This is a genomic window from Minwuia thermotolerans (genome assembly GCF_002924445.1).
Taxonomy (GTDB): domain Bacteria; phylum Pseudomonadota; class Alphaproteobacteria; order Minwuiales; family Minwuiaceae; genus Minwuia; species Minwuia thermotolerans.
In genome coordinates this window covers 117990-140319 of record NZ_PIGG01000045.1, presented here as the reverse complement: position 1 = coordinate 140319, position 22330 = coordinate 117990, and the positions used below count along the sequence as shown (strand labels likewise).

General features: G+C 68.6%; 20 protein-coding genes. 15 read left to right on the top strand and 5 right to left on the bottom strand.

From position 1 onward, the window contains the following. Window position 1: 1 nt before the first annotated feature. From ccoO to CWC60_RS14880, 8 genes are all read left to right on the top strand, one after another. Window positions 2-724 (top strand): cytochrome-c oxidase, cbb3-type subunit II, encoded by a 723-nt coding sequence (gene ccoO / locus CWC60_RS14915; protein ID WP_109794735.1) that lies wholly within the window; start codon window positions 2-4, stop codon window positions 722-724. 5 nt (window positions 725-729) lie between these two features. Further along, complete coding sequence (locus CWC60_RS14910; protein ID WP_109794734.1) at window positions 730-894, top strand: cbb3-type cytochrome c oxidase subunit 3; 165 nt, start codon at window positions 730-732, stop codon at window positions 892-894. Continuing rightward, window positions 891-1814: a cytochrome-c oxidase, cbb3-type subunit III gene (gene ccoP, locus CWC60_RS14905; RefSeq protein ID WP_109794733.1), complete on the top strand. Its 924-nt coding sequence runs from the start codon at window positions 891-893 to the stop codon at window positions 1812-1814. Before CWC60_RS14910 ends, ccoP begins: the two co-directional genes overlap by 4 nt. A 6-nt stretch (window positions 1815-1820) precedes the next feature. Next, window positions 1821-3296 carry a cytochrome c oxidase accessory protein CcoG gene (gene ccoG / locus CWC60_RS14900; RefSeq protein ID WP_109794732.1) on the top strand — a complete coding sequence of 492 codons (1476 nt, stop codon included), beginning with the start codon at window positions 1821-1823 and terminating at the stop codon, window positions 3294-3296. A gap of 4 nt (window positions 3297-3300) precedes the next feature. Beyond that, entirely contained in the window at window positions 3301-3795 is a 495-nt protein-coding gene (locus tag CWC60_RS14895) for a FixH family protein (RefSeq protein ID WP_164516566.1), read from the top strand. Further along, complete coding sequence (locus CWC60_RS14890; RefSeq protein ID WP_164516565.1) at window positions 3792-6023, top strand: heavy metal translocating P-type ATPase; 2232 nt, start codon at window positions 3792-3794, stop codon at window positions 6021-6023. The genes CWC60_RS14895 and CWC60_RS14890 overlap by 4 nt, the downstream gene beginning before the upstream one ends. Further along, entirely contained in the window at window positions 6020-6157 is a 138-nt protein-coding gene (gene ccoS / locus CWC60_RS14885; RefSeq protein WP_109794729.1) for a cbb3-type cytochrome oxidase assembly protein CcoS, read from the top strand. The genes CWC60_RS14890 and ccoS overlap by 4 nt, the downstream gene beginning before the upstream one ends. A gap of 97 nt (window positions 6158-6254) precedes the next feature. Further along, the gene (locus CWC60_RS14880; RefSeq protein WP_109794801.1) at window positions 6255-7415 is read left to right on the top strand and encodes a phytanoyl-CoA dioxygenase family protein; all 1161 of its coding nucleotides are present in this window, start codon (window positions 6255-6257) and stop codon (window positions 7413-7415) included. A 19-nt stretch (window positions 7416-7434) separates the two neighbouring features. Here CWC60_RS14880 and CWC60_RS14875 read toward each other — a convergent pair whose 3' ends face one another. Then, the gene (locus CWC60_RS14875) at window positions 7435-9900 is read right to left on the bottom strand and encodes a mechanosensitive ion channel family protein (RefSeq protein WP_109796403.1); all 2466 of its coding nucleotides are present in this window, start codon (window positions 9898-9900) and stop codon (window positions 7435-7437) included. Between the two features lie 259 nt (window positions 9901-10159). On the opposite strand from CWC60_RS14875, the gene CWC60_RS14870 reads away from it, so the two are divergent. From CWC60_RS14870 to CWC60_RS14850, 5 genes are all read left to right on the top strand, one after another. Beyond that, a complete protein-coding gene (locus tag CWC60_RS14870; protein WP_109794727.1) occupies window positions 10160-10642 on the top strand; it encodes a PAS domain-containing protein in 483 nt (160 codons plus the stop codon). A gap of 115 nt (window positions 10643-10757) precedes the next feature. Next, window positions 10758-11663 (top strand): HD-GYP domain-containing protein, encoded by a 906-nt coding sequence (locus tag CWC60_RS14865; protein WP_109794726.1) that lies wholly within the window; start codon window positions 10758-10760, stop codon window positions 11661-11663. A gap of 127 nt (window positions 11664-11790) precedes the next feature. Beyond that, the gene (locus tag CWC60_RS14860) at window positions 11791-12420 is read left to right on the top strand and encodes a GGDEF domain-containing protein (RefSeq protein WP_164516564.1); all 630 of its coding nucleotides are present in this window, start codon (window positions 11791-11793) and stop codon (window positions 12418-12420) included. Between the two features lie 97 nt (window positions 12421-12517). Beyond that, a complete protein-coding gene (locus CWC60_RS14855) occupies window positions 12518-14551 on the top strand; it encodes an HD domain-containing phosphohydrolase (protein WP_109794724.1) in 2034 nt (677 codons plus the stop codon). Then, window positions 14551-17010 carry a heparinase II/III domain-containing protein gene (locus tag CWC60_RS14850; RefSeq protein WP_164516563.1) on the top strand — a complete coding sequence of 820 codons (2460 nt, stop codon included), beginning with the start codon at window positions 14551-14553 and terminating at the stop codon, window positions 17008-17010. Before CWC60_RS14855 ends, CWC60_RS14850 begins: the two co-directional genes overlap by 1 nt. A gap of 6 nt (window positions 17011-17016) precedes the next feature. Here the strand turns inward: CWC60_RS14850 and CWC60_RS14845 are convergent, their stop codons facing one another. Together CWC60_RS14845 and CWC60_RS14840 are read right to left on the bottom strand one after the other, a co-directional pair. Then, a complete protein-coding gene (locus tag CWC60_RS14845) occupies window positions 17017-17721 on the bottom strand; it encodes a glycerophosphodiester phosphodiesterase family protein (protein ID WP_109794722.1) in 705 nt (234 codons plus the stop codon). After that, window positions 17718-18185 (bottom strand): RidA family protein, encoded by a 468-nt coding sequence (locus CWC60_RS14840; RefSeq protein ID WP_109794721.1) that lies wholly within the window; start codon window positions 18183-18185, stop codon window positions 17718-17720. The genes CWC60_RS14845 and CWC60_RS14840 overlap by 4 nt, the downstream gene beginning before the upstream one ends. 86 nt (window positions 18186-18271) lie before the next feature. Between CWC60_RS14840 and CWC60_RS14835 the strand changes: the two genes are divergently transcribed. Together CWC60_RS14835 and CWC60_RS14830 are read left to right on the top strand one after the other, a co-directional pair. Further along, a complete protein-coding gene (locus tag CWC60_RS14835; protein ID WP_109794720.1) occupies window positions 18272-19495 on the top strand; it encodes an adenylate/guanylate cyclase domain-containing protein in 1224 nt (407 codons plus the stop codon). Further along, window positions 19488-20498 carry an agmatine deiminase family protein gene (locus CWC60_RS14830; RefSeq protein ID WP_109794719.1) on the top strand — a complete coding sequence of 337 codons (1011 nt, stop codon included), beginning with the start codon at window positions 19488-19490 and terminating at the stop codon, window positions 20496-20498. Before CWC60_RS14835 ends, CWC60_RS14830 begins: the two co-directional genes overlap by 8 nt. 15 nt (window positions 20499-20513) lie before the next feature. On the opposite strand, the gene CWC60_RS14825 is transcribed toward CWC60_RS14830, so the two are convergent. Both CWC60_RS14825 and CWC60_RS14820 read right to left on the bottom strand, forming a co-directional pair. After that, the gene (locus CWC60_RS14825; RefSeq protein ID WP_164516562.1) at window positions 20514-21212 is read right to left on the bottom strand and encodes a GGDEF domain-containing protein; all 699 of its coding nucleotides are present in this window, start codon (window positions 21210-21212) and stop codon (window positions 20514-20516) included. 143 nt (window positions 21213-21355) lie between these two features. Further along, window positions 21356-22318: a 2-hydroxyacid dehydrogenase gene (locus tag CWC60_RS14820; RefSeq protein ID WP_109794717.1), complete on the bottom strand. Its 963-nt coding sequence runs from the start codon at window positions 22316-22318 to the stop codon at window positions 21356-21358. Window positions 22319-22330 lie beyond the last annotated feature (12 nt).

The window sequence follows — 22330 nt, the reverse complement described above, 5'->3', positions numbered from 1 at the left end:
CATGTTCAAGCATGAAAAGATCGAGAAGAACGCCACGCTGATGCTCGTCCTGAGCTTCCTCGTGGTGTCCATCGGCGGCATCGTGGAAATCGCTCCGCTGTTCTACATGGAGAACACCATCGAGGAGGTGGAGGGGGTGCGTCCCTACTCCCCGCTCGAGCTGGCGGGGCGGAACATCTACGTCCGCGAGGGCTGCTACAACTGCCACAGCCAGATGGTGCGGCCCATGCGCGACGAGGTGGAGCGCTACGGCCATTACAGCCTGGCCGCGGAGAGCATGTACGACCATCCCTTCCAGTGGGGCTCGAAGCGGACGGGACCGGATCTGGCGCGGGTCGGACAGCGCTACTCCAACGAGTGGCATGTCCAGCACCTGATCGACCCGCGGTCGGTGGTGCCGGAGTCGATCATGCCGCGCTACTCGTTCCTGCTCGACAACCGGCTCAGGACCGACGACATCGCCCGGCATCTGGAGGTCAATGCCGCCGTCGGCGTGCCCTACAGCGAGGAGATGATCGCCGAGGCCGAGGCCGACATGCGGGCCCAGGCCGATCCGGAGGGCGATTGGGAAGGGCTGCTGGCCCGCTACCCGAAAGCCCAGGTCGGCGATTTCGACGGCGATCCGCGCCGGCTGACGGAAATGGACGCCCTGGTGGCCTATCTGCAGATGCTCGGCACGCTGGTGGACTTCTCCGCCTACCGTTCCGAAGAAAACTACAGGTGAGCGCGATGGATCACGAAACCCTCCGGCATTTCGCCGACACCTGGGGACTGGTCTTCCTGGTCCTCGTCTTCTCCGCGGCCGTTCTCCGGCTCTTCCGCCCGGGCGCCCGCGAGTACTACCGCAACGCGGCTCACCAGCCGCTCCAGGACGATCAGGAGCCGAAGTCATGAGGACAGATCCGGACGCGGCCAAGGGCAAGGAAGCGGCGACCGAGACGGACGCCGTCACCGGCACGGCAACCACCGGCCACGAGTGGGACGGGATCAAGGAACTCGACAATCCGATGCCGCGGTGGTGGCTGTGGACCTTCTACGCCACGGTCATCTGGGCGATCGGCTACACCATCGCCTATCCGGCATGGCCGCTGATCGACAGCGCCACGCAGGGCGTGCTGGGCTATTCCAGCCGCGCCGCGGTCGAACGGGACATCGAGGACGCCATCACCGCGCAGCAGGAGAAGTTCGACGCGCTCGAACGCCTGTCGCTCGAGGAGATTCGTCAGGATCCGGCGCTGTTTCGCTTCGCCACCGACGGCGGCCGCGCGGCCTTTGCCGTCAATTGCTCGCAGTGCCACGGTTCGGGCGCCCAGGGTTCGCCGGGCTATCCGAACCTGAACGACGACGAGTGGCTCTGGGGCGGCAGTGTGCAGGACATCTACCAGACCCTGCAGCACGGCATCCGCTACGAGCGCGACGACGAGACCCGCTTCTCCCAGATGCCGGCCTTCGGCGACGGCCTGCTCAGCCGCGAGCAGATCAACGCGGTCGCCCACCACGTCCGCTCGCTGGCCGAACTGGAGCACGACGCGGATCTGGCCGCGGCGGGCGCCACGGTCTATGCCGACAACTGCGCCGTCTGCCACGGCGAGAACGGCGGTGGCGACCAGAGTCAGGGCGCGCCGGCGCTGGATGACGCCATCTGGCTCTATGGCAGTTCGGTGCAGGAAATCCGCACGCAGGTCGTCAACCCGCGTCACGGGGTGATGCCCGCCTGGGACTTCCGTCTCAGCGACGCCACCCTGAAGCAGCTCACCCTGTTCGTGCACTCGCTGGGCGGTGGCGAACTGGGCATCGACATCCGGCAGGAGTAGTACGGAATGGCCAACGCGCATCGGGTCGACCGGATCGAGGTCGAGGCGGTCAACGCCCGGAAGCGGCGCTCGCTCTACAAGGCGCGCGAAAGCATCCACCCGATGCGCGTCGCCGGCCATTTCCGCCGCCTGAAATGGTGGCTGATGGGGATACTTCTCGGGATCTACTACATCACGCCCTGGATCCGGTGGGACCGCGGTCCGGGGATGCCCGACCAGGCGGTGCTGATCGACCTGGAGCATCGCCGGTTCTTCTTCTTCTTCATCGAGATCTGGCCGCAGGAATTCTATTTCGTTGCCGGCCTGCTGATCATGGCCGGTATCGGCCTGTTCCTCGTCACCTCGGTGCTGGGCCGCGCCTGGTGCGGCTATGCCTGCCCGCAGACGGTCTGGGTCGACCTCTACATCCACGTCGAGCGCTGGATCGACGGCGACCGCAATGCCCGCTTCCGCATGGAGAAGACCCCCTGGACCTTCACCAAGACGCGGAAGAGGCTGGCGAAATGGCTGATCTGGCTGCTGATCGCCGTGGCGACCGGCGGCGCCTGGGTGTTCTATTTTGCCGACGCGCCGACCCTGTTCGTGGACCTGTTCACGGGGGAGGCCGCGCCGGTGGCCTATGCCACGGTGGCCGTGCTGACGGCGACGACCTTCGTCTTCGGCGGTTTCATGCGCGAACAGGTCTGCACCTACATGTGTCCGTGGCCGCGCATCCAGGGCGCGATGCTGGACGAGAATTCGCTCAGCGTCACCTACAACGCCTGGCGGGGCGAGCCGCGCGGCCGGCACCGCAAGGGCCCCGAGGCCCACAAGCTGGGCGACTGCATCGACTGCAACCAGTGCGTGGCCGTCTGTCCGATGGGCATCGACATCCGCGACGGGGGACAGCTCGAGTGCATCAACTGCGCGCTCTGCATCGACGCCTGCAACAACGTGATGGAGAAGACCGGCGGCACGCCGAACCTGATCTCCTACAACAACCTGAGAACCTACGACGCCCAGGAGGCGGGCCGCGAAGCGCCGCCGCTGAAGCGCACCGTGCTCAGGCCTCGCACCTTCATCTATGCCGGTATCTGGGCCCTGGTCGGCCTCGCCATGCTGTTCGCGCTGGCGGTGCGGGACCGGCTGGAGCTGAACGTGCTGCACGACCGCAACCCGCAATACGTCATTCTTTCCGACGGAGCGGTCCGCAACGGCTACACGATCAAGATCCTCAACATGCAACTGGAGGAACGGCGTGTCCTTTTGCGTGTCGCCGATCTGCCCGGCGGGCTGATGACCGTGGTCGGTCAGGACCTGTGGCCGAGCCGCACCCGCGAGTTCATCCTGGAACCGGACAAGGTGCGCGAGCTGAAGGTCTTCGTCACCGTCCCCGGCCCGGAGATCGAGCTGGGCGCGACGCCCTTCCGCTTCAGCGTCACCGACCTGGGCGGTATCGAGGAGGCTCATTACGGCGCCACGTTCTATGCGCCCGGAGACTGAAGCCATGGACGCGATCGAAAGCAACGCCCGCCCATTCACCGGCCGCAAGATGCTGTTGTCGATGCTGGCCTTCTTCGGCGTCATCATCGTCGTCAACCTGGGGCTGCTCGGCTTCGCGCTGGACAGCGACAACGGCCTGGTGGTCAAGAACAGCTATGTCGCCAGCCAGGACTACAACCGGATGATGGCGAAGGCGCGCGCTCAGGAGGAACTGGGCTGGCGCGCCGCCGTGACCCACCGGGCCGGTGTGGTCGAACTGCGTTTCACCGATGGCGCCGGCGCGCCGCTGACCGGTCTGGAGATCGCCGGACGCCTGGGCCGGCCGGTCACCGACCGCGAAGACCGTCCGGTCGCCTTTCGGGAGGCCGGCAGCGGCCTCTACCGGACCGATGCCGCGCTGGGCGCCGGCGAATGGGAACTGGACGCCGTGGCGCGCGATGGCGCGGGCGCGGAGTTCCGCCGCATTGTCCGCTTCTTCGTCAAGGACCCGGGCCAATGAGCTGTTGCGGCCATGTCGCCGATTCGGTTCGGCCAGCGTCCCGCCCGGCGGCCCGGAGCGGGGAAAGCGTACGCCTCGACCTGATCGTGCCCGGCATCCACTGCGCCGGTTGCATTGCGAAGATCGAGGGCGCGGTCGGCGCCGTCCCCGGCGTCGGCAACGCGCGGGTGAACCTGTCGACACGGCGGCTGAGCGTCGTCATGGACGGCGCCAATGAACCGGACGAGATCGTCCGCACCGTCGAGGCGCTGGGCTATGACTGCCGCCGCTACGACCCCCATGCTGCCGGCGCGCAGCAGGAGGACCGGCGCGGGCGCGAACTGCTCCGCGCCCTGGCCGTGGCCGGCTTCGCCGCCGGCAATGTCATGCTGCTTTCGGTCTCGGTCTGGTCCGGCGCCGAGGGCGCGACACGCGACATGTTCCACTGGGTCTCGGCGCTGATCGCGCTGCCGGCGATCCTCTATGCCGGCCGGCCGTTCTTCGGCTCCGCCTGGCAGGCCCTGAAGGCGCGCACGCTCAACATGGACGTGCCGATCTCGCTGGCCGTGGTGCTGGCCGCGGCGCTCAGCCTGCATGCGACATTCCTCAGCGGCGAGGAGGCCTTCTTCGACGCCGCCGTGATGCTGCTCTTCTTCCTGCTGCTCGGCCGCTATCTGGACCATCGCGTCCGCGCCCGGGCCCGCGCGACCGTCAGCCAGCTCCTCTCGCTCTGGTCGACGGAGGCCACGCGCCTGACTCCGGCGGGGCAGGAGCGGGTGGCCGTCGACGACCTGGCGCCCGGCGACAGGCTGCTGGTGGCGGCCGGCGAGCGCATTCCCGTCGACGGCGTCGTCGTCGACGGCGCCGCCGACCTGGACTGCGCCATCGTCACCGGTGAATCCCAGCCCGTCGCGGTGGGGCCGGGGGCGATGGTCCGCGCCGGCACCATGCCGCTGACCCGCCCGCTGACCATCCGCGCCACCGCCGTCGGCGACGACACCTTCCTGGCCCAGGTGGTGCGGCTGATGGAGGAGGCGGAGAACGGCCGCGCGCGCTATGTCCGCCTGGCCGACCGCGCCGCGCAGGTCTACGCCCCGGCGGTGCACCTGATCGCGCTGCTGACCTTCGTCGGCTGGATGGTCGTCACCGGCGGCGACTGGAGCCACGCGCTCTGGATCGCCGTATCGGTCCTGATCATTACCTGCCCCTGCGCTCTGGGCCTCGCCGTCCCTGCCGTCCAGGTGGTCGCCAGCGGCGTGCTGTTCGCGAAGGGCATTCTGGTCAAGGACGGCACCGCGCTGGAGCGGATGGCGCAATCCGACCGGGCGGTGTTCGACAAGACCGGCACGCTGACCACGGGCCGCCCCCGCATCGTCCGCGCCACGCTGGACGAGGCGCATCTGGCGCTTGCCGCGGCCCTGGCGCGGCGGAGCCGCCACCCGCTGGCGCTGGCGCTGGCCGCGCATGCCGGACCGCCTGCCGGTCCCGAGGCGGACGCGGTCGAGGAACATCCCGGCGAAGGGCTTTCCGGACGGGTCGCCGGCCACGAACTGCGCCTCGGGCGCCGCGCCTTCGCCGGCCCGTCCGAAGCTGGCGCGCCCGGCGCGACGGAGCTCTGGCTGATGGTCGACGGCCGCCCCGCCGGGCATGTGGAGTTCGAGGACGCGCTCAGGCCCGGGGCTGCGGCAATGATCGCGGAACTGGACGGTCTGGGTTTCCGGCCGATGCTGCTGTCGGGCGACAACGCCGCCGCCGTGGCGCGCACCGCCGCCGAGGCCGGCATCGAAGACTGGCGCGCAGGCCAGCAGCCGGGGGACAAGATCGCGGCGCTGCAGGCGCTGGCGGATGAGGGACACCGGGCGCTGATGGTGGGTGACGGCATCAACGACGGCCCGGCGCTCGCCGCGGCCCACGTGTCGATGGCGCCGGCCAGCGCGTCCGATGTCGGGCGGGCGGCCGCCGATTTCGTCTTCATGCATGACGGTCTGGACGCGGTGACGGCCGCGCTCGCCGTCTCGCGCAAGGCGCGTCGGCTGATCCTGCAGAACTTCGGCCTGGCGTTGATCTACAACCTGATCGCCATTCCCGTGGCGGTCCTGGGCGGGGCATCGCCGCTGGTCGCTGCGATCGCCATGTCGTCGTCGTCGGTCGTCGTGACGCTGAACGCGCTCCGCCTGCGCCTCGGCGAGGGCCGGAACCGCAAAGCGGCCAACGCCGCCGTCACCACGGTTCGGGAGGCAAGGGCATGAACGTGCTGATCTATCTCATTCCCGTGGCGCTGCTGCTGGGCGGCGTCGGCCTCTGGGCCTTCATCTGGGCGCTGCGTTCGGGTCAGTACGACGACCCCGAGGGCGACGCCGAGCGGATCCTGCTGGACGATTGACGTCGGCGCAGGGCGCGCATGCTTTGCGCCTTCCGTGGCGTGAGGGTACACTGCGCGAAACGCCGTAGCTTCCAGCATGGTCCTGGGGAGGATCGCCATGAACCCGCCTGTTGTCGCCCGCACCATCGATCACGCCGCCCAGGCCGCGGCCATGGAAAAGTACATGGCCGAAGGCGAGGAGCGCGCCCACGCGCTGGGCAATCGCGGCCCCATCCGCTTCGCCGGCGACGGGGCGCTGCATCCCGACATCGTCGAGGCCTACTGGCGCTGCGGCTTCTACGTCTTCGAGGGCGTGTTGAAGGCGGACGAACTGGCGGATCTGGAACGCGACCTGAAGGACATCATGTCCCGCTTCCCCGTGGCCAGGGGCGAGGAAGTCGACGCGCAGGGCCGCAAGGCGATCGGCGTCGGCCAGCAGGCGCCGTCGCTGTTCTGGTCGAAGCCGCTGGCCGATCCCTTCGGCGGCACCGCCGCCGCCAACGGGCGCCATCCGGTGAAGATGTACGAGCCCGAGGCCGCGAAGGACGCGCCCGAGGAGATCGTCTACCTGATGCTGGGCACGCTGCAGCATTCGGAGGCCGCGCTCCGGCTCTACGGCCATCCGGAAGTGCTGAAGATGGTGTCGGCCATCAACGGTCAGGATTTCACGCCCTTCAACGAGGCGCTGTTCATCAAGGAACCGGGCCTGGGCGCCTCCGTCGCCTGGCACCGCGACGGCGTCACCCACTGGGACGATCCCGAGTGGGACCAGGGGACGCACGGTTTCAACTGCATGGCGCAGCTCTATGGCTGCACCCCGGCCAACGGCCTCTGGGTCGTGCCCGGCACCCACAAGCTCCGCCAGATCGACATCGCGGCGATGGTGGAGGCGGCCGGCACCGACCGCCTGCCGGAGGCGGTGCCGCTGGTGGCGAAGCCCGGCGACCTCGCCATCACCAACCGCCAGGTCGTGCATGGCAGTTTCGCCAACAATTCGAAGGACTGGCGCGTCACCTTCAACTTCGGTTTCCACCGCCGCAAGTCGGTGCTGAACGTGGAAGCGGGCGGCATCCACAACGCCCGCGCGGTCTATGACGACGCCCGCATCCGCCGCCGTTCGCGCATGATCGGCTATGCGATCGACGCCCGCCGCCAGCGCTTTCCCGACGAGACGCCCTTCGTCTACAAGCCCCATGCCGAAGCGGGCGAGAGCTGGGCCTGGGACGACAAGGCGAAGCTGGACGTCTTCGACTACAACCTGGAAGACCTGAGCATCTGAACCTGCTACCGCCGGCGGCTCACGGCTCGTCGGGGTAGACCGGTTTCGTCGTCTGCTGGGAGACCACCAGCCCGGCCGCGCCCACCGCCGCACCGACCATCGCCGCCTGAACCGGGTCGCCCTGACCGGGCCCCCGGACCGGCGAGGGGACGTCGGGTCCGCCGATATTGCCGCCCCCGCCCGGTTCGCCGTCCGCCTTGGCGCCCGGCCCGGATTTCTCCACCCATTCGGGCCATTCGATCTGCACCCGGCGCTGGGCCAGCTCGATCCCCGCCTTGTAGAGGTCGTTCTTGACCTCCTGGAAGACCGCCTTGCGGATGATGAACTGCTCGCGCGGCTTGCACATGAACTTGGTGCGCACGATCAGGGCGCCTTCCTCGATCTTGAACACGCCCTGGGACTTCAAAGGCTGGATGAACTTCGGCCCCAGTTCAGGATCCTCCATCAGCCTGATGCCGACCTTCTTGATGATCTTGCGCACCTTGTCGGTGTCGGTCTCGTAGGGCAGGCGGAATTCCTGCTTGTAGATCGCCCAGTCGCGGTTGTAGTTCGTGATGGAGCGCAGCTCGCCGAAGGGGATCGTGTGGATCGCGCCGCGGTGATGGCGCAGCCGCATGGAGCGGATGGATATCTGCTCCACCTGTCCCCGGATGTCGCCGAACTCCACGTACTCGCCGACGCGGAAGGCGTCGTCGATCAGGAAGAAGATGCCGGCGATGATGTCCCGCACCAGGGCCTGGGCACCGAAGCCGATGGCGATGCCGACAACGCCGGCGCCGGCGAGCAGCGGGCCGATGTCGAGGCCCATGGAACTCAGCACGACCATGATCGTGACGGCGGCCAGCACCGACAGGATGAAGCCGCGGATCAGCGGCAGCAGGGTCCCGAAACGCGATGTGACCATGCCGCCCAGCCCGTCCTCGTCGATGGCGTGATCCGCCGCCTCGGCGCGGGCCTTGGCCTCCTCGCGCTCTACGAAACGGCGGATGGTGCGCTCCACCAGCGCCCAGCCGATGGCGGCGACGATCAGAATGACAGCCACATCACCGAGCACGGCGGTGATCCGCTCGCCGGTCGGGCTTTGCTGTGCCGCCACCATGTCGACGCCCAGCAGGTGCAGGAAGGCGAGGGCCCCGACGAGGCCCAGCGCCGACTGCGCAACGCGGCGCAACGGCGGCAGCAGCGAAGGCGGCGGGGCCGGGCGTGCAACGTCGCCGGCCTCGGGCGCCTCGGGCTCGTCCGTGGCAGCCTCCGGCTGCATCTCCTCGGGATCAACGGGAATCGCCGCGCGCGCCGGCCGCTCCGGCGCGGGCAGCGGTCGGCGGAGGATGCCGAAATAGGCGCTGGCCGCGGCGGCGGCGAAGATCACGACCACCGCCAGCAGCTTGGTGCCGTCGGCCGACAGCACCGCCAGCCCCCAGAGCAGGGCCAGAAAGCCGATGCCGATCATCAGCCAGAGCCGGCGATACCGCCCGCTCCGCGGCGCGTCCGCTGCTTCCGCCATGGCGTCCCGCGGGCTCGCCAGCAGCGTCAGCGCCGCGGTGATCGCCACCGTGAACAGCCCCGCGGCGAGCAGCATCCAGCCGATTGTCGCCGGGGGCATGCCGAGCAGGCGCACCATGCCGACGCTGAACCCGACGAGACCCACGGTGGCGAACACGGCTGTCAGCCATAGTGCCAGTTTGCGGGCGGTGCGGTCGTCGACCTCCACCAGACGCTGTTCCGGCCGGTCCGGCGCGAACAGGAAGCGCGCCACGGCGCGGCCTGTCAGCGCGGTCGCGAATGCGCCCAGATAGGTGATCAGGAAGATGCGCATCGGATCGTGCTGGGCGAACCAGACCAGCGACAGCAGGAATCCGGCCGCGACGAAGGCGGCCACCAGCGCCGTGTCGCGCACCATCAGGACCAGCGACGGCCAGAGCCGGGACAGCATGTCGTCCGCCGCCGGCCGTGGCAGCGGCATGATCCGGCGGAGCAGCCGCCGCAGCGCCCCCATCAGCAGCGCCGCCGCGGCCAGCATCGCTGCCAGGTTGGCGACGCCTTCCCACATCCGCGGCCAGCCTTCCAGGTCGGTCATCAGGATGAAGGCGTGATCGAAGCTGTCGCCCAGCTCGGGCAGCGCTTCGGCCAGCCTCGCGGCGTTGCGGGAGAGGTTCTCGACGCTGCCTCTCGCCCGGTCGATGACCATGGCGAAGGGATCAGCCATCTGCGCCTCTGCGGCGGGGGCGGCGACCGGGGCTGGGGCGGTCGCCGTGCCCGCTTCCGGCTGGCGCGCCAGTTCCTCGGCGACCAGGCGGCGGACGGTGGGGCGCAGCGCCTCCTCCAGTCCCGCGCCGCCGGGCGGCGTTTCGGCGTCAGCGCGCTCCGCAGCCTGACGCTGCTGGAGCTGTTGTACCGGCAGGGCCTGTCCCAGCGCTGTGGACAAGGCCAGGAGCGCAAGCAGGCCGGCGAGCAGCACGGACGGCACAAATCGGAAATACGGCATCGCAGGTTCCCCGGGGTAATCCGCGCGGGCCGTCTGTTCACGATACAGTGGCGGCGCGCCGGCAGCCTGTCACAATAACTATCGCATTCCGGCGCGCGGCGATACGGATCCGGAGCCTGCGCCGCCCGGTCAACAGGCAGGCGGCGCGAAATATTCATCCGATTCTCGCCTTATTGCGGCCCGGATCTTGCTTTACCTACCCGCCCAGCCGAAAGGCCTGCCGCAGGGGCCCCCATGTCCAGTTTCCGGCGGAGAACCGATGTTGCATGATCCGGCGTCCATCCAGCCGATCCGGGATCCGGACGGCGCCATATGCCGGCCGTTGAACGCCGCAGCCTTCGGGTATTGGAACTCGATTCGTGACAGCCGTGGAATGCCGGCGCGCACGGATCTCGATCCGCTCGACATTCCGCAGCTTCTGCCCTCGATCATCCTGCTCGACGTTCTCCATGAACCGCGGGATTTCCGCTATCGACTGGTCGGCACGCGCTGGGTCTGGCATTTCGGCCGCGACGACACCGGCCGGCTGATGAGCGACCTGCCTCATCAACGCGCGCCGTCGCGCGTCTGGGACGCCTGCTGCGCGGTGGTCGCGCAACGCCGCCCGCACCTTCCTGCGGACATCCCCTATGTCGGCAAGCAGCCTGGCTACAGCGCCATCGAGCCGCTGATCATGCCGCTCTCGCGGGATGGCTTCAACGTGAACATGCTGTTCGTGACGGTCGACTTCACCGACAGCTGAGCGCAGTCCACCCATGCGTGTCGTGACCATGTTTCCACCATTGCCAATTGATCCGTCGGAGCAGACCATTCGACGCGAATGAAGCATTGTAGTGCCTTCACAGGCGGGAGGCGGCATGCGGTTCATCGGTGGCAGACTGATCGTCAACGGCGCCGTCTCGCTCGCGCTGCGTGTGACGCTGGTCTATGTGGTTTTTGGCGTCGCCTGGATATTGTTCTCGGACTGGATCGTCCTGCAGGCCCTGTCGCCCGAGGATGCGCCGGTGGCCCAGAGCCTGAAGGGCGCGGCTTTCGTGCTGGTGACCGCGACCATGTTCGGCGCCATTGCCTACCTGCTGGCCCGGCGCGACCACCTCCATCTGGAACGTCAGCAGGAAATTCTCACGCAAACCGTCGCCGCCCTGTCGACGACGTTGGAGCGGCGCGATCCCTACACGGCGCGGCACGCGGTGCTGGTCGCGATGCTGGCCGTCGAGATCGGACGGCGGATCGGGCTGAGCGACGAACGGCTCGCCGACGTCGAACTCGGCGCGATGCTGCACGACATCGGCAAGATCGGCGTGCCCACCGATCTACTGGTCAAGCCCAGCCGGCTGACCGACGCGGAATTCGACGTGGTCAAGACGCACCCGGAGATCGGCTACGACATCGTATCGCGAATCAGGTTCGGCAATGTCGTGCCGAGGATTGTCCGCGATCATCACGAGCGGCTGGATGGCAGCGGCTATCCCGGAGGGCTGAAGGGCGACCAGATCGACATCGAGTCGCAGGTCGTGGCCGTGGCCGACGTCGCCGAATCGATGACAGCGCACCGTCCCTACCGCGCCGCGCTGGAGACCCGATTTGTGGTCGAGCGGCTGGAGAAGGACGCCGGGGTGAAACTTCATTCGGCCGTGGTCCGCGTCTGCATCTCGATCATTCGCGATCCGGATTTCCGGCTCACGCTGGAGAAGGGGCCGGAAGCGGCCGCCGCAGCGCGGCGGGCCGCCGCCCATGCAGGCCAATCCGCCCGGCGTCCCTAGAAAAACCTCGAACCATTGCAACTTTACGCCAAGGCAAAGATCACTAGGCTCGCCGGTCGGGAACAGGCAGCGGGCACAGAATTGGCGGTCGAGAACGCCGACGGCCCGGCAGGGCGGATCGAGGGGCATGCAGGCGCAGGCGCGACGCGGAGACGAAGGCCAGAACACGGCCGGGCCGGAAGGCGACGGCGAACTGTCCAGCCTGGTGCAGGCTCTCGAATCCCAGCTCGAGCAGGCCAGAGCCAGGATCGTCCGCCTGGAACAGCTCGCCGATACAGACGAATTGCTGGCCATCGCCAACCGGCGCGCCTTCCAGCGTGCGCTGATGCGCTGCGTCGCCGCCGCCGAACGTCACGGCGACCGCGCCTGCCTGGTCTCGCTGGATGTCAACGGTATGAAGCTGATCAACGACAACTGGGGCCATCCGGCCGGCGATGCGGCCTTGAAGACGGTGGCGCGGGTGCTGACCGAGGACACGCGGGCCACCGATGTGGTCGCCCGGATGGGCGGCGACGAGTTCGCGATGATCCTGACCCAGGTGGACGAGGCCGCGGCGGAAGCCAAGTGCCGGAGCCTGGTCGAAAAGGTGCGGCGGACGGGATTCGAGGCCGCCGGCGAGACCATCCCCATCGATCTGGCGTTCGGCGTCGCCGAGGTCACGCCGGGTGCCAGCGCCGACGCGCTGATGGAGGAGGCCGACCGGCGCATGTACCGGATGAAGGCGCTCAGCCGCAATCCCTCGCGTGGACGCTCCTGACCGCGGCGTCCGCGGAGATTGATCCGCGGTTAACGAATACTCATAGTTTCCGGATTCCAATGGCGCCGATGAAGGCGCGGCTGAGGCAGGATCGGTCATGAGTGCAAGCGCGGACCCGATCGTCCGGGACCGCCGCCGCATGCGGCGGCGCGCGGGGCTTGCGCTTGCAGCCCTGCTGACGGTCGCCGCGGCGGCGATCGTCGCGATCCTGTTCTATGCAGCGAGCGAGCGCGAAAGGCTGATCGAACAGTGGCAGGTGCGGCTCGGCATCGTTGCCGACAGCCGCAAGGCCGCGGTCGAGGGATGGCTCGATCACCGGCGCGGCGAACTGCTGCGCCTGTCGCGCAACCGCGCCATACAATACTACCTGATCGACCTGACCGACCCCGACCTGCCGCCGGAGGCGCTGGACAGCCGCCGCCGCTATATCGAGGAACTGCTGGGTCTGGAGGCCGAACGCGGCGGCTACGCCACGCCGCAGAGCGAGATCGCCCGCAATGCCGACCTGGACACGCCGGCGACCGGCGGCGTCGCCGTGCTCGATGCCGATCTGCAGGTCATCGCTCTCAGCCCCGGCATGTCCTTCGTGAAGGGAATCATGCCGGCCGCGCCGCCCGAACTCCTGCAGGGCGGCGTCTTCGTCTCTCCGGTCTACCCGGCCGGCGACGGCGAGCGCATGGTGACCTTTCTCGCGCCCGTGCTGTCGCCCGATGGCGGCACGGAAGCGGGCATCGGCTATGTCGTCGCCTTCCGCCGCCTGGGCGACGATTTCGACGCGACGCTCCGTCAGCCGGGCGAAGTATTGCGCGAAGCCCGCACCTACCTTCTGGAGAGTGCCGAAGGGGGGCCGCGGCTCATCTCGCCGCTGGAGGACGGCCCGCCGCTCTTTGCTGCTGTGAGCGGCGCGGAGTCCGTTGCCACCCTGACGGCGACCGCGCCGGCTTCCGGAACCTACAGGGGGCTGTCGGGACGGGAGGTGCTCGCCACCGGCCGCGGCATCGCCGGCACCGGCTGGACCCTGGTGCGCAGCGTCGACCGGGAGGCGGCGCTGGCCGAGGGCGTGCAACGCATTCAGGTCATTGCCGGCGCCCTGATGCTGGTCGTGCTGCTGGTGGGTGTCACCGTCGTTGCCGTCTGGCGCAATGCGATTTCCGACCGCCTGGCCGCCGCCGCCAGCGATCTCTCGGAAGCGCTTGCCGAGTCGCGCCGTCTCGGGCGCCTGCTGAAGAACCTTGCCGACGCCGTTCCCAACTCGATCGTCGCCGTCGGTCCCGACGACCGTATCCTTTTCGGCAACACGCCAGCCTTCGAGGGCGCCGGCATCGACGCGGCCGAAGCCGAGGGCAAGCCCATAGCCAGTATCTTCGGCCCCGCGGTGGCCACGCCGCTGGTTCAGGCCAACGCCCGGGTGCGCCAGGACAACGAGATCGTTCACGAGATCGACGACACGGAGATCGAGGGCCGGCGGCGGGTGGTCCGGCGTTTCCATGTGCCGCTGGACGCCGGCGGCGTGCTGATGGTCGCCGAGGACATGACGGAAATCGTCCAGGAGCGGGAGCGCCGCGCCGCGCAGCTCGATGCGCTGGTCGACGTGCTGGTCAATCTCATCGACGCCCGCGACCGCTATGCCGCGAATCATTCGCAGCGCGTCGCGCACCTGTCACGGCGCATGGCCGAGGAGATGAAGCTGGAGCCGGCCATGGTCCACGCCGCCGAAACCGCAGCGCGGCTGATGAATCTCGGCAAGCTGGGTATCGATCCGGCCATTCTCACCAAGTCCGGCGACCTGACCGAGGACGAACTCGCCCTGGTGCGCGACAGCATCCTGCATTCGGCCGATCTGGTCGCGAACATCGACTTCGAGGGGCCGGTGGTCGAGACGCTGCGCCAGCTTCAGGAGCGGCTCGACGGCTCCGGCCGGCCGGCCGGGATCTCGGGGCCGGATTTCCTTCAGCCGGCGCAGATCGTCTCTCTGGCCAACGCCTATGTGGCCCTTATCAGCGAACGCGCGCATCGCGCCGCGCGCACCACTTCCCAGGCGCTGGACCAGCTATGGCCACAGGCCGGCAAGGTCTGGGACCGGCAGGTGGTGGCTGCGCTGGTCCAGGCTGTCGAGCGCGGCGGCGACTGATGCCGGGTCGGCGCATGGGGGCTGTGATGCTGGCCGCGGCCGGCATCGTGGTTCTGGCCACGCCGGGGACGGCGGAACGCTTCGACCCGCACCAGAGCCCGCCCAACGTGCCGCGCAATGTCCAGGACTGGCTGACGCCGGAGGACCGCAAGGAACTCAGGGAACGGCCCGAGGACAGCTCCGTGCAGCTGGAGAACCCGCCCGTCTTCGGCTGGAAGTCCGGACGCGATATGTACTCCTTCGAGGTGGCGATCGAGCGCGATGGCGAGCCCTATCTGACCTTCGTCACCACCTCCAACATCTTCCGCCCCGACAGCCCGCTGCCGCCGGGCGCCTTCAACTGGCGGGTCAGGCAACTCGATCAGATCGGCCGGCCGCGCCGCGCCGGCGACAATGGCGGCTGGTCGGTCCCGCGCACCTTCAACCTGCGCGAGGACAGCATCACCCTGCAGGTGCCTGACATCTGGACTGCCTTCGGGAAGGCCGAGACCGCCCGGCGCCCGCGTGCGCTGCCGCCCCGGCCAGCCCGGCTGGACGAGGCGAAGCAGGCGGTCTTCGACGTGGTGCTGGCGCGCTACCTGAAGGAGGCCGGGTCCGCGCCTGCATTCGCCGGTCTGCGCGGCAGCGTCGCCGGCGCAGGGGAGGGGATCGCCCGCAGCCGCGAGGTTCGCGCCCGACTGCGCCAGATGATCCGCCGCATGAACGATGCTCTCGCGGTCTCGGTCCTGCACCCGGACGAGGCCGTGCGCGACCGCGCCGCCGGAACCGCCGGGGTCTACCTGGACGGCATCGTCGGCTTCGACGCCTTCGGGCGCACCGGCCACGCCGGCGACGACCTGCTGAACATCCGCATCGCCAAGGCGGTGGCGCGGGCCTACGACATCCTCTACCGCCGGATGGATCCGGAACGGCGGGGGGAAGTGCAACGCCATGTGGAGTTTCGCACCCAGGCCGCCTTCGACTTCTTCCTGCTCAACGATCGGGGCAATCTGGGCCAGTTCACGCTCAGCTCCCACGGTTTCCAGATCGCCACGCACGTGCTGGCGATCGCTGCGCTGATGGCCGGGGACTCCGACCGCGCGACGCTCTGGTTCCGCGATACCTATCCGCTGGTCTCCACGATCGTGACGCCCTGGGGCGGCGACGACGGCGGCTATTCCAACGGCGTCAATTACGGCGTCTGGGAGTTCGTCAATCACGTCGACAGCTGGGACGTCATCCACAATGTGGTCGGCTTCCCCTATTTCGAGACGGCCTGGGTGCGGAACTTCGCGGAGTTCCTGACCTACTTCGCGCCGCCCGGCGTCTCCCAGGCGGGCTTCGGCGACGGCGCGGAAAAGCTGCGTCCCGAACTCTGGGCGGAGATCAGCCGCCTCTACGTGGAGCGCGGCCGCGGCGAGTACGCCACAGCCCTGCTTGCCGCCTGGCGCGCGCATCTCGACATTGCCGGCGCGGAGGCCGATGAACTGTCCAACGCCCTTCTGTGGCCCCGGCTGTTCGGGGTTCAGGCCGCGCGATCGGGGGCGCCGCGCGCTCTCGGGGAGATTCCCGACGCTGCGATCTTCCCCGATATCGGCTGGGCCGCCGTGCACAGCGATCTGCCCGACCCGGAGCGCTACTCGATCCTGTTCAAGTCGAGCCAGTTCGGTTCCTTCAGCCACAGCCATGCCGACCAGAACTCGTTCATGGTCATGGGCCATGGCCGGCCCCTGCTGATCGACAGCGGCTATTATGACGGCTACCGCTCGGCTCATCATGACGGCTGGACCCGGCGCACGGTCGCCCACAACGCCATCACCTATGACGGCGGCAAGGGCCAGCCGATCGACGACCCGACCGCCAAGGGACGGCTTACCGACTACTGGCGCTGCGGCGGGGCCGTGAAACTGACAGGCAGGGCGGCCAGGGCCTATGGCGGCGACATTGTGGAGGCCGACCGCACACTGCTGCATCTGCCGGGCGGCCTGCTGCTGGTGCATGACCGCATGGCCGCCGGGACACCGAAGCGGTGGGAATGGAATTTCCACGCCGCCGCGCCCATCCTTGCCGTCGGCGACCGCACGGCGCGCATCCGGAACGGGCCGGCGGAGGCCAGCGTCGAACTGCTCGTCGGCCCGCCGGTTCGGCTGGAACTCGCCGAGGGCTTTCCCGAACCGCCGAACGAGCGGCTCATGGGTCCGGCGGCCCAGCAGTATCACGGCGTCTTCGTTACCGAATCCGCCAGCGCCGTATTCGAGACGCTGGCGCTCATCCGCATCGGCGGCGGCGGCGGGCAGCCGGTCACGGCGCGCGAAGGCGAAGGCGGTGGCATCCGCTTCGAGGCCGGGCGTTATTCGGGCAGCTTCGCCGGCGGACGCACCCATCTGCTGGTCGATGGGGCGCCGCTCGCAGCGGCGAACTGCGCGGTGCCGCCGCGGACACTGCTGGCGGGGGGACGGCTCAGGTTCGGCCGCGACTGAGCGCGTTCAGGCCAGGAAACCCTCGAAGATGACGTTGGCTGCATGCGCGCGGGCGCGCCGTAGGTCGGATGGCGTCCGCACCGTCCAGGTAATCACGGGCAGATGCTCCGGCACCGTGGGATCCGCCGGCAGGTCCTTGACGTTCCAGGCAACGAAATCGGGGCGGGCGATTTCAATGAATTCAGGCTGGTAGCGAGGTTCTTTCGCGCGCATGCTGAAACGCAGACTGCGATAGGCGATCAGCCCGCGCGGCCAGTCCGGGCGATTCTCCGCGAACCATGCCACGATGGCCGGATCGAAGCTCTGTACTGCGAACGGGCCATCGCGCCCGTCGAGCAATGCCGCAACCGCGGGCGCCAGTCCGGCGTCGCCCATCTTCAGCTCGATCAGCAGCGGCAGGTCGGGAAACAGATCGAGCGCCTCGAACAGCGACGGAATCGTCTCCGGTCCGCCCAGCAGACGCAGGCGCTGCAGGTCCTGCAGGCGCCGCCCCGAAACCGGTCCGTCGACGCCGCAGAGGCGCCTCAGTTCACGGTCGTGGAAGACCACGACTTCCCCGTCCGCCGTCCGCTGCACGTCGATTTCGGCGGCATAGCCATGAGCCTCGGCCGCCGCCAGGGCGGCGACGGAATTCTCGGGTCGGTCCGGTCCGGGGGCGTGCAGCCCGCGATGCGCGATCGGCCGGTCAGTTAGCCAGCCGGGCGCGTTCATTCGATCTCCACGACCGCGTCGATCTCGACCGCCACGCCGAGGGGCAGGGTGTTGGAGCCGACGGCGAAGCGGGCGTGCTTGCCGGCGTCGCCGAATATCTCGACCATCAGGTCGGAGGCGCCGTTGGCCACAACCGGATGCTTGTTGAAGTCGGGCGTGGCGTTGACGAAGCAGCCCAGCTTGACGATCCGCTTCACCCGGTCGAGGTCGCCACCGCAGGCCGCCTTCACCTGGGCGATGATGTTGAGCGCGCAGGTCCGGGCCGCCTTCCGGCCATCCTCGACCTCGAAGCCGTCGCCGAGACGGCCGATGGACGTCAGCTCGCCATTCCAGAACGGCACCTGGCCGGCGACGAACACGAGGTCGCCGGAGATGACATAGGGCACGTAGTTGGCGGCGGGACTTGCCGCCTTCGGCAGTTCGATTCCGAGTTCCTGAAGTCTTGCGTCGATGCGTCCGGCCATGGTGTTCCTCCCGGGCTTGATGGGCGCGGCCCGTTATCGCCGATCGCGCGGTTGGCGGCAATCGGAGTTCGTCGCATAGTGCGGCCATGGCGGAGGGGCCACTGACAAGCGACGATGTGGAGACGCTCGCCTGGCTGAGCCGGGCGGGGCTCGAGGGCATGGCGCCGGAGGCGCTGCTGGCGGCGTTCTGCGAGCGGCTGCAGGACGGCGGGATTCCGCTCGCCCGGGTGCAGATCGCGACCGCCGTGGTTCATCCGGGCATGCGCGGTTTCAGCCTGACCTGGTGGGCCGGCCGGGGCGTGGCTGACAGCCAGACCTTCGGCCACGACCAACAGGCGCCGCCCGAATGGCATCGGAGTCCGGGCGCCTACATGTTCGCCAACGGAATCAACGCGATCACGGCTCGGCTCGACGGCGGCGATCGTGCCGGGCCCTGGTTCGATCTCTACGACGAACTGAGCGCCGCGGGTCTCACGGGCTACCACACGGAGCTCTTCCCCTTCGGCTGGTCGTCCAGTGCGGACCGGGAGACGCAGATACCCGAACTTGGCGTCATCACCTCATGGAGCACCGACCGGCCGGGCGGCTTCGGCGACGAGCTGGCGCGTCTCAGAGCGTTGCTGCCCCTCTTTGCATTGGCCCTGAAGGGCGGCGTGCTGGCCGCCATGGCGGAGACGCTGATGACGACCTATCTGGGTCAGGATGCGGGCCGGCGGGTGCTGCACGGTGATATTCATCGGGGCGATACACGGGTGCTGCGGGCTGCGATCCTGCTGGCCGACCTGCGCGGCTTCACCGCGCTGACGGACAGGCTGAGTTCCGAAACGATCGTGGCCATGCTGGATGCCTATCTGGCCGCGATCTGTGAGCCGGTACAGCGGCTCGGCGGCCAGGTGCTGAAGTTCCTGGGCGACGGCTTGCTGGCGGTGTTCGACGACAGCCACGGCAACCGCGCCGACGCGGCGCTGCAGGCCGCGCGGGAATCGCTTTCGCGGGTGGCGGAAATCAACCGCCGACGCGCGGCGGCAGGGGAGGACTACATGATTCTGGACGTCGCGCTGCATGCCGGCGAGGTGGCCTATGGCAATGTCGGCGGGCCCGACCGGCTGGACTTCACGGTGATCGGGCCGGCGGTGAACGAGGCGGCGCGCATGGAGGCGATCTGCGGCGACCTGGACCGGGCGCTGCTGGTCTCCGCGGCGCTGGCCGAAGAATTGTCCGACCGCAGCGGGCTGGACGACCTGGGGGAGCATCGCCTCAGGGGACTGGAGCGCCCGCGGCAACTGTTCGGAGCGCGCGCCGATGGCTGAACCCAACCCGTCCTTCGATGGCTACTATCCTGTCCCCGACTGGGCGCCGCACAGCCGGGCCTGGCTGTCCTGGCCCACCGACCCGACGGAAATGCCGGGCGGCCTGCTGGAATCGCGGGTGACCTTCGCCCACGTGGCGCGGACCGTGGCGCGCTTCGAGCCGGTACGCGTGATCGTTCCGTCCGACGTCGCCAAGGAGGCGTCCCTGACTCTCGGCCCCAGGGTCGAGATCCTGGAGCGGCCCTCGGCCCATGGCTGGATCCGCGATCTGGGCCCGACCTTCCTCAGCACCCGGGACGGGCGGGTCAAGACCGTGGGCTGGAAGTTCAACGGCTGGGGCGGGCGTCACATCGTTCACGAGGAGGATCACGGCTTTGCCGAGGAACTGATCCGGCTGATGAACCTGCCCCATTACCGCGGTCCGATCGTGCTGGAGGGCGGGGCGGTGCAGACCGACGGCATGGGCACGGCGCTGGTGACCGAACAGACCCTGCTCAGTCCCAACCGCAATCCGCTGATGGGGCGCCGTGACGTCGAGGAGATCCTGATGAATTTCTTCGGTGTGGTGCACACCGTCTGGCTGGGGGAGGGGATAAGCGGCCTCACCGGCGGCGGCGGTCATGTCGGCCGATTCTGCCGCTTCGTCCGGCCGGGGGTGATCGCCATCCACTCGCCCGAGGATCCGGAGCATCCCGACTTCCGCGCCATGCAGGACAACCTGCATCGCCTCGCCCGCGCGCGCGGGCCCTTCGGTCAGGAACTTGAGGTGCACGAAATCCCCGCACCCGAACGCATCTCCCCGGCCTCGGCGAGTTATCTCGGATTCTATCTGGCCAATGGCGCCGTGGTGGTGCCGTCGCTGGACGACCCGCGCGACGAGGAGGCGTTCGGCCTGATCACGGCGCTGTTTCCGGATAGGGAAGCAGCTGCGGTGGAAAGTGCGGCTGTGGGCGGCGCACTCCACCATCTGGTGCTCGGAGAGCCGGAACCCGCGCCGTTCTGAGCCGGCGCGGCGCGCTCAGAGACCGATCGGCACCAGGGAAAGCTTGCGGGCGCGCTTGTCGGCGTACATGGCATGGTCGGCCATGGCCATGACGTCCGCCAGGCAGGTCCGGCCGTCATAGCCCTGGATACCCAGGGAGACGTTGATGCGGATGGTGTTGCAGCCCTTGCCGATCACTGTCGCATCCAGCGTGTGCTGCAGTTCCTTGGCCTTGCGCAGACCATTGCGCAGCGATGTCCGGGTCAGCACGACCACGAACTCGTCGCCGCCGACGCGGGCGACGATGTCGTCCAGGCGCACATGGTCGGAAATGATCTCGGCCACCTTCTGCAGCACCTTGTCGCCGCGGGCGTGGCCGTGCTTGTCGTTGATGCCCTTGAAGTCGTCGACGTCAATGTAGCAGATGACGCCTTCCTCGTCGTGACGGTTCGCGGCGGAAAGCAACTGCTCCAGGGCGGCCTCCAGGCCGCGGCGGTTGATCAGGCCGGTAAGCTCGTCGGTGCGGGCCAGCGCCTCCAGTTCGGCGATCTTCTCGCGCTGCTCCTGGATTTCGCGTTCCGCATTGGCCGCGAAATCGATGATGCGCTCCAGCAGGATCAGTCGTTCGCCGTCATAATTGGCGTCGGGGAACGAGAACCGCCGCACGATCTCTGTGGCCAGTCGGCCGACCATGGGGGCGTCGCTCAGGGCTTCGGGGATTACGGCTAGGCTCATCGGTTCCGCTCCGAGGTTCTTCTGCAACTCTTCGCGCGGTTCATTGAGCAAGCGCCGTGCCGCGCTTTCCATGACGCGTTTTCAATGGCTTAGGTGATCGAAGGAAGCGGCATCGGAATGCCGCCGGAAATTTCTGCCGCCCTTCACAGGGCCGTGGGGCAAGGCTTGCCGGCAAAGAAGGCGTCGAGATTGTCGAGGCAGCAGAAGCCCATGGCGTCCCGCGTGCCGAAGGTGGCGCTGCCCAGATGCGGCAGCAGGAACGCGTTGGCCAGGCCGCGATAGCGCGGATCGAGGTCCGGCTCGCCGGCGAAGACGTCCAGGCCGGCGGCGAAGAGCCGGCCGCTGGTCAATGCCGCGATCACGGCGTCGTCGTCGACGATGTCGCCGCGGGCGGTATTCACCAGAACGGCGTCCTTCGGCATCGCGTCGATGAAGGCGGCATCGACGAGGCCGCGCGTCTCGGCCGTGGAAGGGCAGTTGACCGACAGGAAGTCGGAAACCGCCGCGAGCGCTTCGGGACTGTCGTGATAGACCGCGCCCTCTTCCAGCTCCGCGGGCAGCGGCCGGCGGTTGTGATAGTGGATCTCCAGTCCGAAGCCGCGTGCGCGGCGGGCGATGGCGCGGCCGATCCCGCCCATGCCGAGAATGCCGAGGCGTGCGCCGCCCAGATCCTTGCCGAGCAGCATGGTGGTGTGCCAGCGGTTCCAGCGGCCATCGCGCACCAGGCTCTGGCCCTCGTGTCCGCGCCGCGCGGCACCGAGCAGCAGCAGGATCGCCAGGTCGGCGACGGCCTCGTTCAGTACCTCCGGCGTGTTGGTCACGGCCCGGCCGCTGGCTTTCACGGCTTCGACGTCGATGTGCTCATGCCCGACGGAGAAGGTCGAGATGATCCGGACGCTATCGGGCAGCGCGGCGACGAGTTCGGCGGTGATCTTCTCGGAACTGCAGATCAGCATCGCGTCCTTGCCCTCGGCCGCGCGGAGCAGCGTTTCGGGAGGCATGATCACGTCCTCGGGGTTGAGGACGGCGTCGTAGTCGCGCGCGGCGCGCGCCGTCACGGCGTCGGGCATCCGGCGGGTGACGAGCAGGCGCGGCCGGTCGGACATCCTTTTGCCCCA

What these genes read in the sequence shown, in the direction of transcription:
- ccoO (WP_109794735.1), top strand. Translation starts at nt 2, where the DNA reads ATGTTCAAGCATGAAAAGATCGAGAAGAACGCCACGCTGATGCTCGTC.
- CWC60_RS14910 (WP_109794734.1), top strand. Translation starts at nt 730, where the DNA reads ATGGATCACGAAACCCTCCGGCATTTCGCCGACACCTGGGGACTGGTC.
- ccoP (WP_109794733.1), top strand. Translation starts at nt 891, where the DNA reads ATGAGGACAGATCCGGACGCGGCCAAGGGCAAGGAAGCGGCGACCGAG.
- ccoG (WP_109794732.1), top strand. Translation starts at nt 1,821, where the DNA reads ATGGCCAACGCGCATCGGGTCGACCGGATCGAGGTCGAGGCGGTCAAC.
- CWC60_RS14895 (WP_164516566.1), top strand. Translation starts at nt 3,301, where the DNA reads ATGGACGCGATCGAAAGCAACGCCCGCCCATTCACCGGCCGCAAGATG.
- CWC60_RS14890 (WP_164516565.1), top strand. Translation starts at nt 3,792, where the DNA reads ATGAGCTGTTGCGGCCATGTCGCCGATTCGGTTCGGCCAGCGTCCCGC.
- ccoS (WP_109794729.1), top strand. Translation starts at nt 6,020, where the DNA reads ATGAACGTGCTGATCTATCTCATTCCCGTGGCGCTGCTGCTGGGCGGC.
- CWC60_RS14880 (WP_109794801.1), top strand. Translation starts at nt 6,255, where the DNA reads ATGAACCCGCCTGTTGTCGCCCGCACCATCGATCACGCCGCCCAGGCC.
- CWC60_RS14875 (WP_109796403.1), bottom strand. Translation starts at nt 9,900, where the DNA reads ATGCCGTATTTCCGATTTGTGCCGTCCGTGCTGCTCGCCGGCCTGCTT.
- CWC60_RS14870 (WP_109794727.1), top strand. Translation starts at nt 10,160, where the DNA reads ATGTTGCATGATCCGGCGTCCATCCAGCCGATCCGGGATCCGGACGGC.
- CWC60_RS14865 (WP_109794726.1), top strand. Translation starts at nt 10,758, where the DNA reads ATGCGGTTCATCGGTGGCAGACTGATCGTCAACGGCGCCGTCTCGCTC.
- CWC60_RS14860 (WP_164516564.1), top strand. Translation starts at nt 11,791, where the DNA reads ATGCAGGCGCAGGCGCGACGCGGAGACGAAGGCCAGAACACGGCCGGG.
- CWC60_RS14855 (WP_109794724.1), top strand. Translation starts at nt 12,518, where the DNA reads ATGAGTGCAAGCGCGGACCCGATCGTCCGGGACCGCCGCCGCATGCGG.
- CWC60_RS14850 (WP_164516563.1), top strand. Translation starts at nt 14,551, where the DNA reads ATGCCGGGTCGGCGCATGGGGGCTGTGATGCTGGCCGCGGCCGGCATC.
- CWC60_RS14845 (WP_109794722.1), bottom strand. Translation starts at nt 17,721, where the DNA reads ATGAACGCGCCCGGCTGGCTAACTGACCGGCCGATCGCGCATCGCGGG.
- CWC60_RS14840 (WP_109794721.1), bottom strand. Translation starts at nt 18,185, where the DNA reads ATGGCCGGACGCATCGACGCAAGACTTCAGGAACTCGGAATCGAACTG.
- CWC60_RS14835 (WP_109794720.1), top strand. Translation starts at nt 18,272, where the DNA reads ATGGCGGAGGGGCCACTGACAAGCGACGATGTGGAGACGCTCGCCTGG.
- CWC60_RS14830 (WP_109794719.1), top strand. Translation starts at nt 19,488, where the DNA reads ATGGCTGAACCCAACCCGTCCTTCGATGGCTACTATCCTGTCCCCGAC.
- CWC60_RS14825 (WP_164516562.1), bottom strand. Translation starts at nt 21,212, where the DNA reads ATGAGCCTAGCCGTAATCCCCGAAGCCCTGAGCGACGCCCCCATGGTC.
- CWC60_RS14820 (WP_109794717.1), bottom strand. Translation starts at nt 22,318, where the DNA reads ATGTCCGACCGGCCGCGCCTGCTCGTCACCCGCCGGATGCCCGACGCC.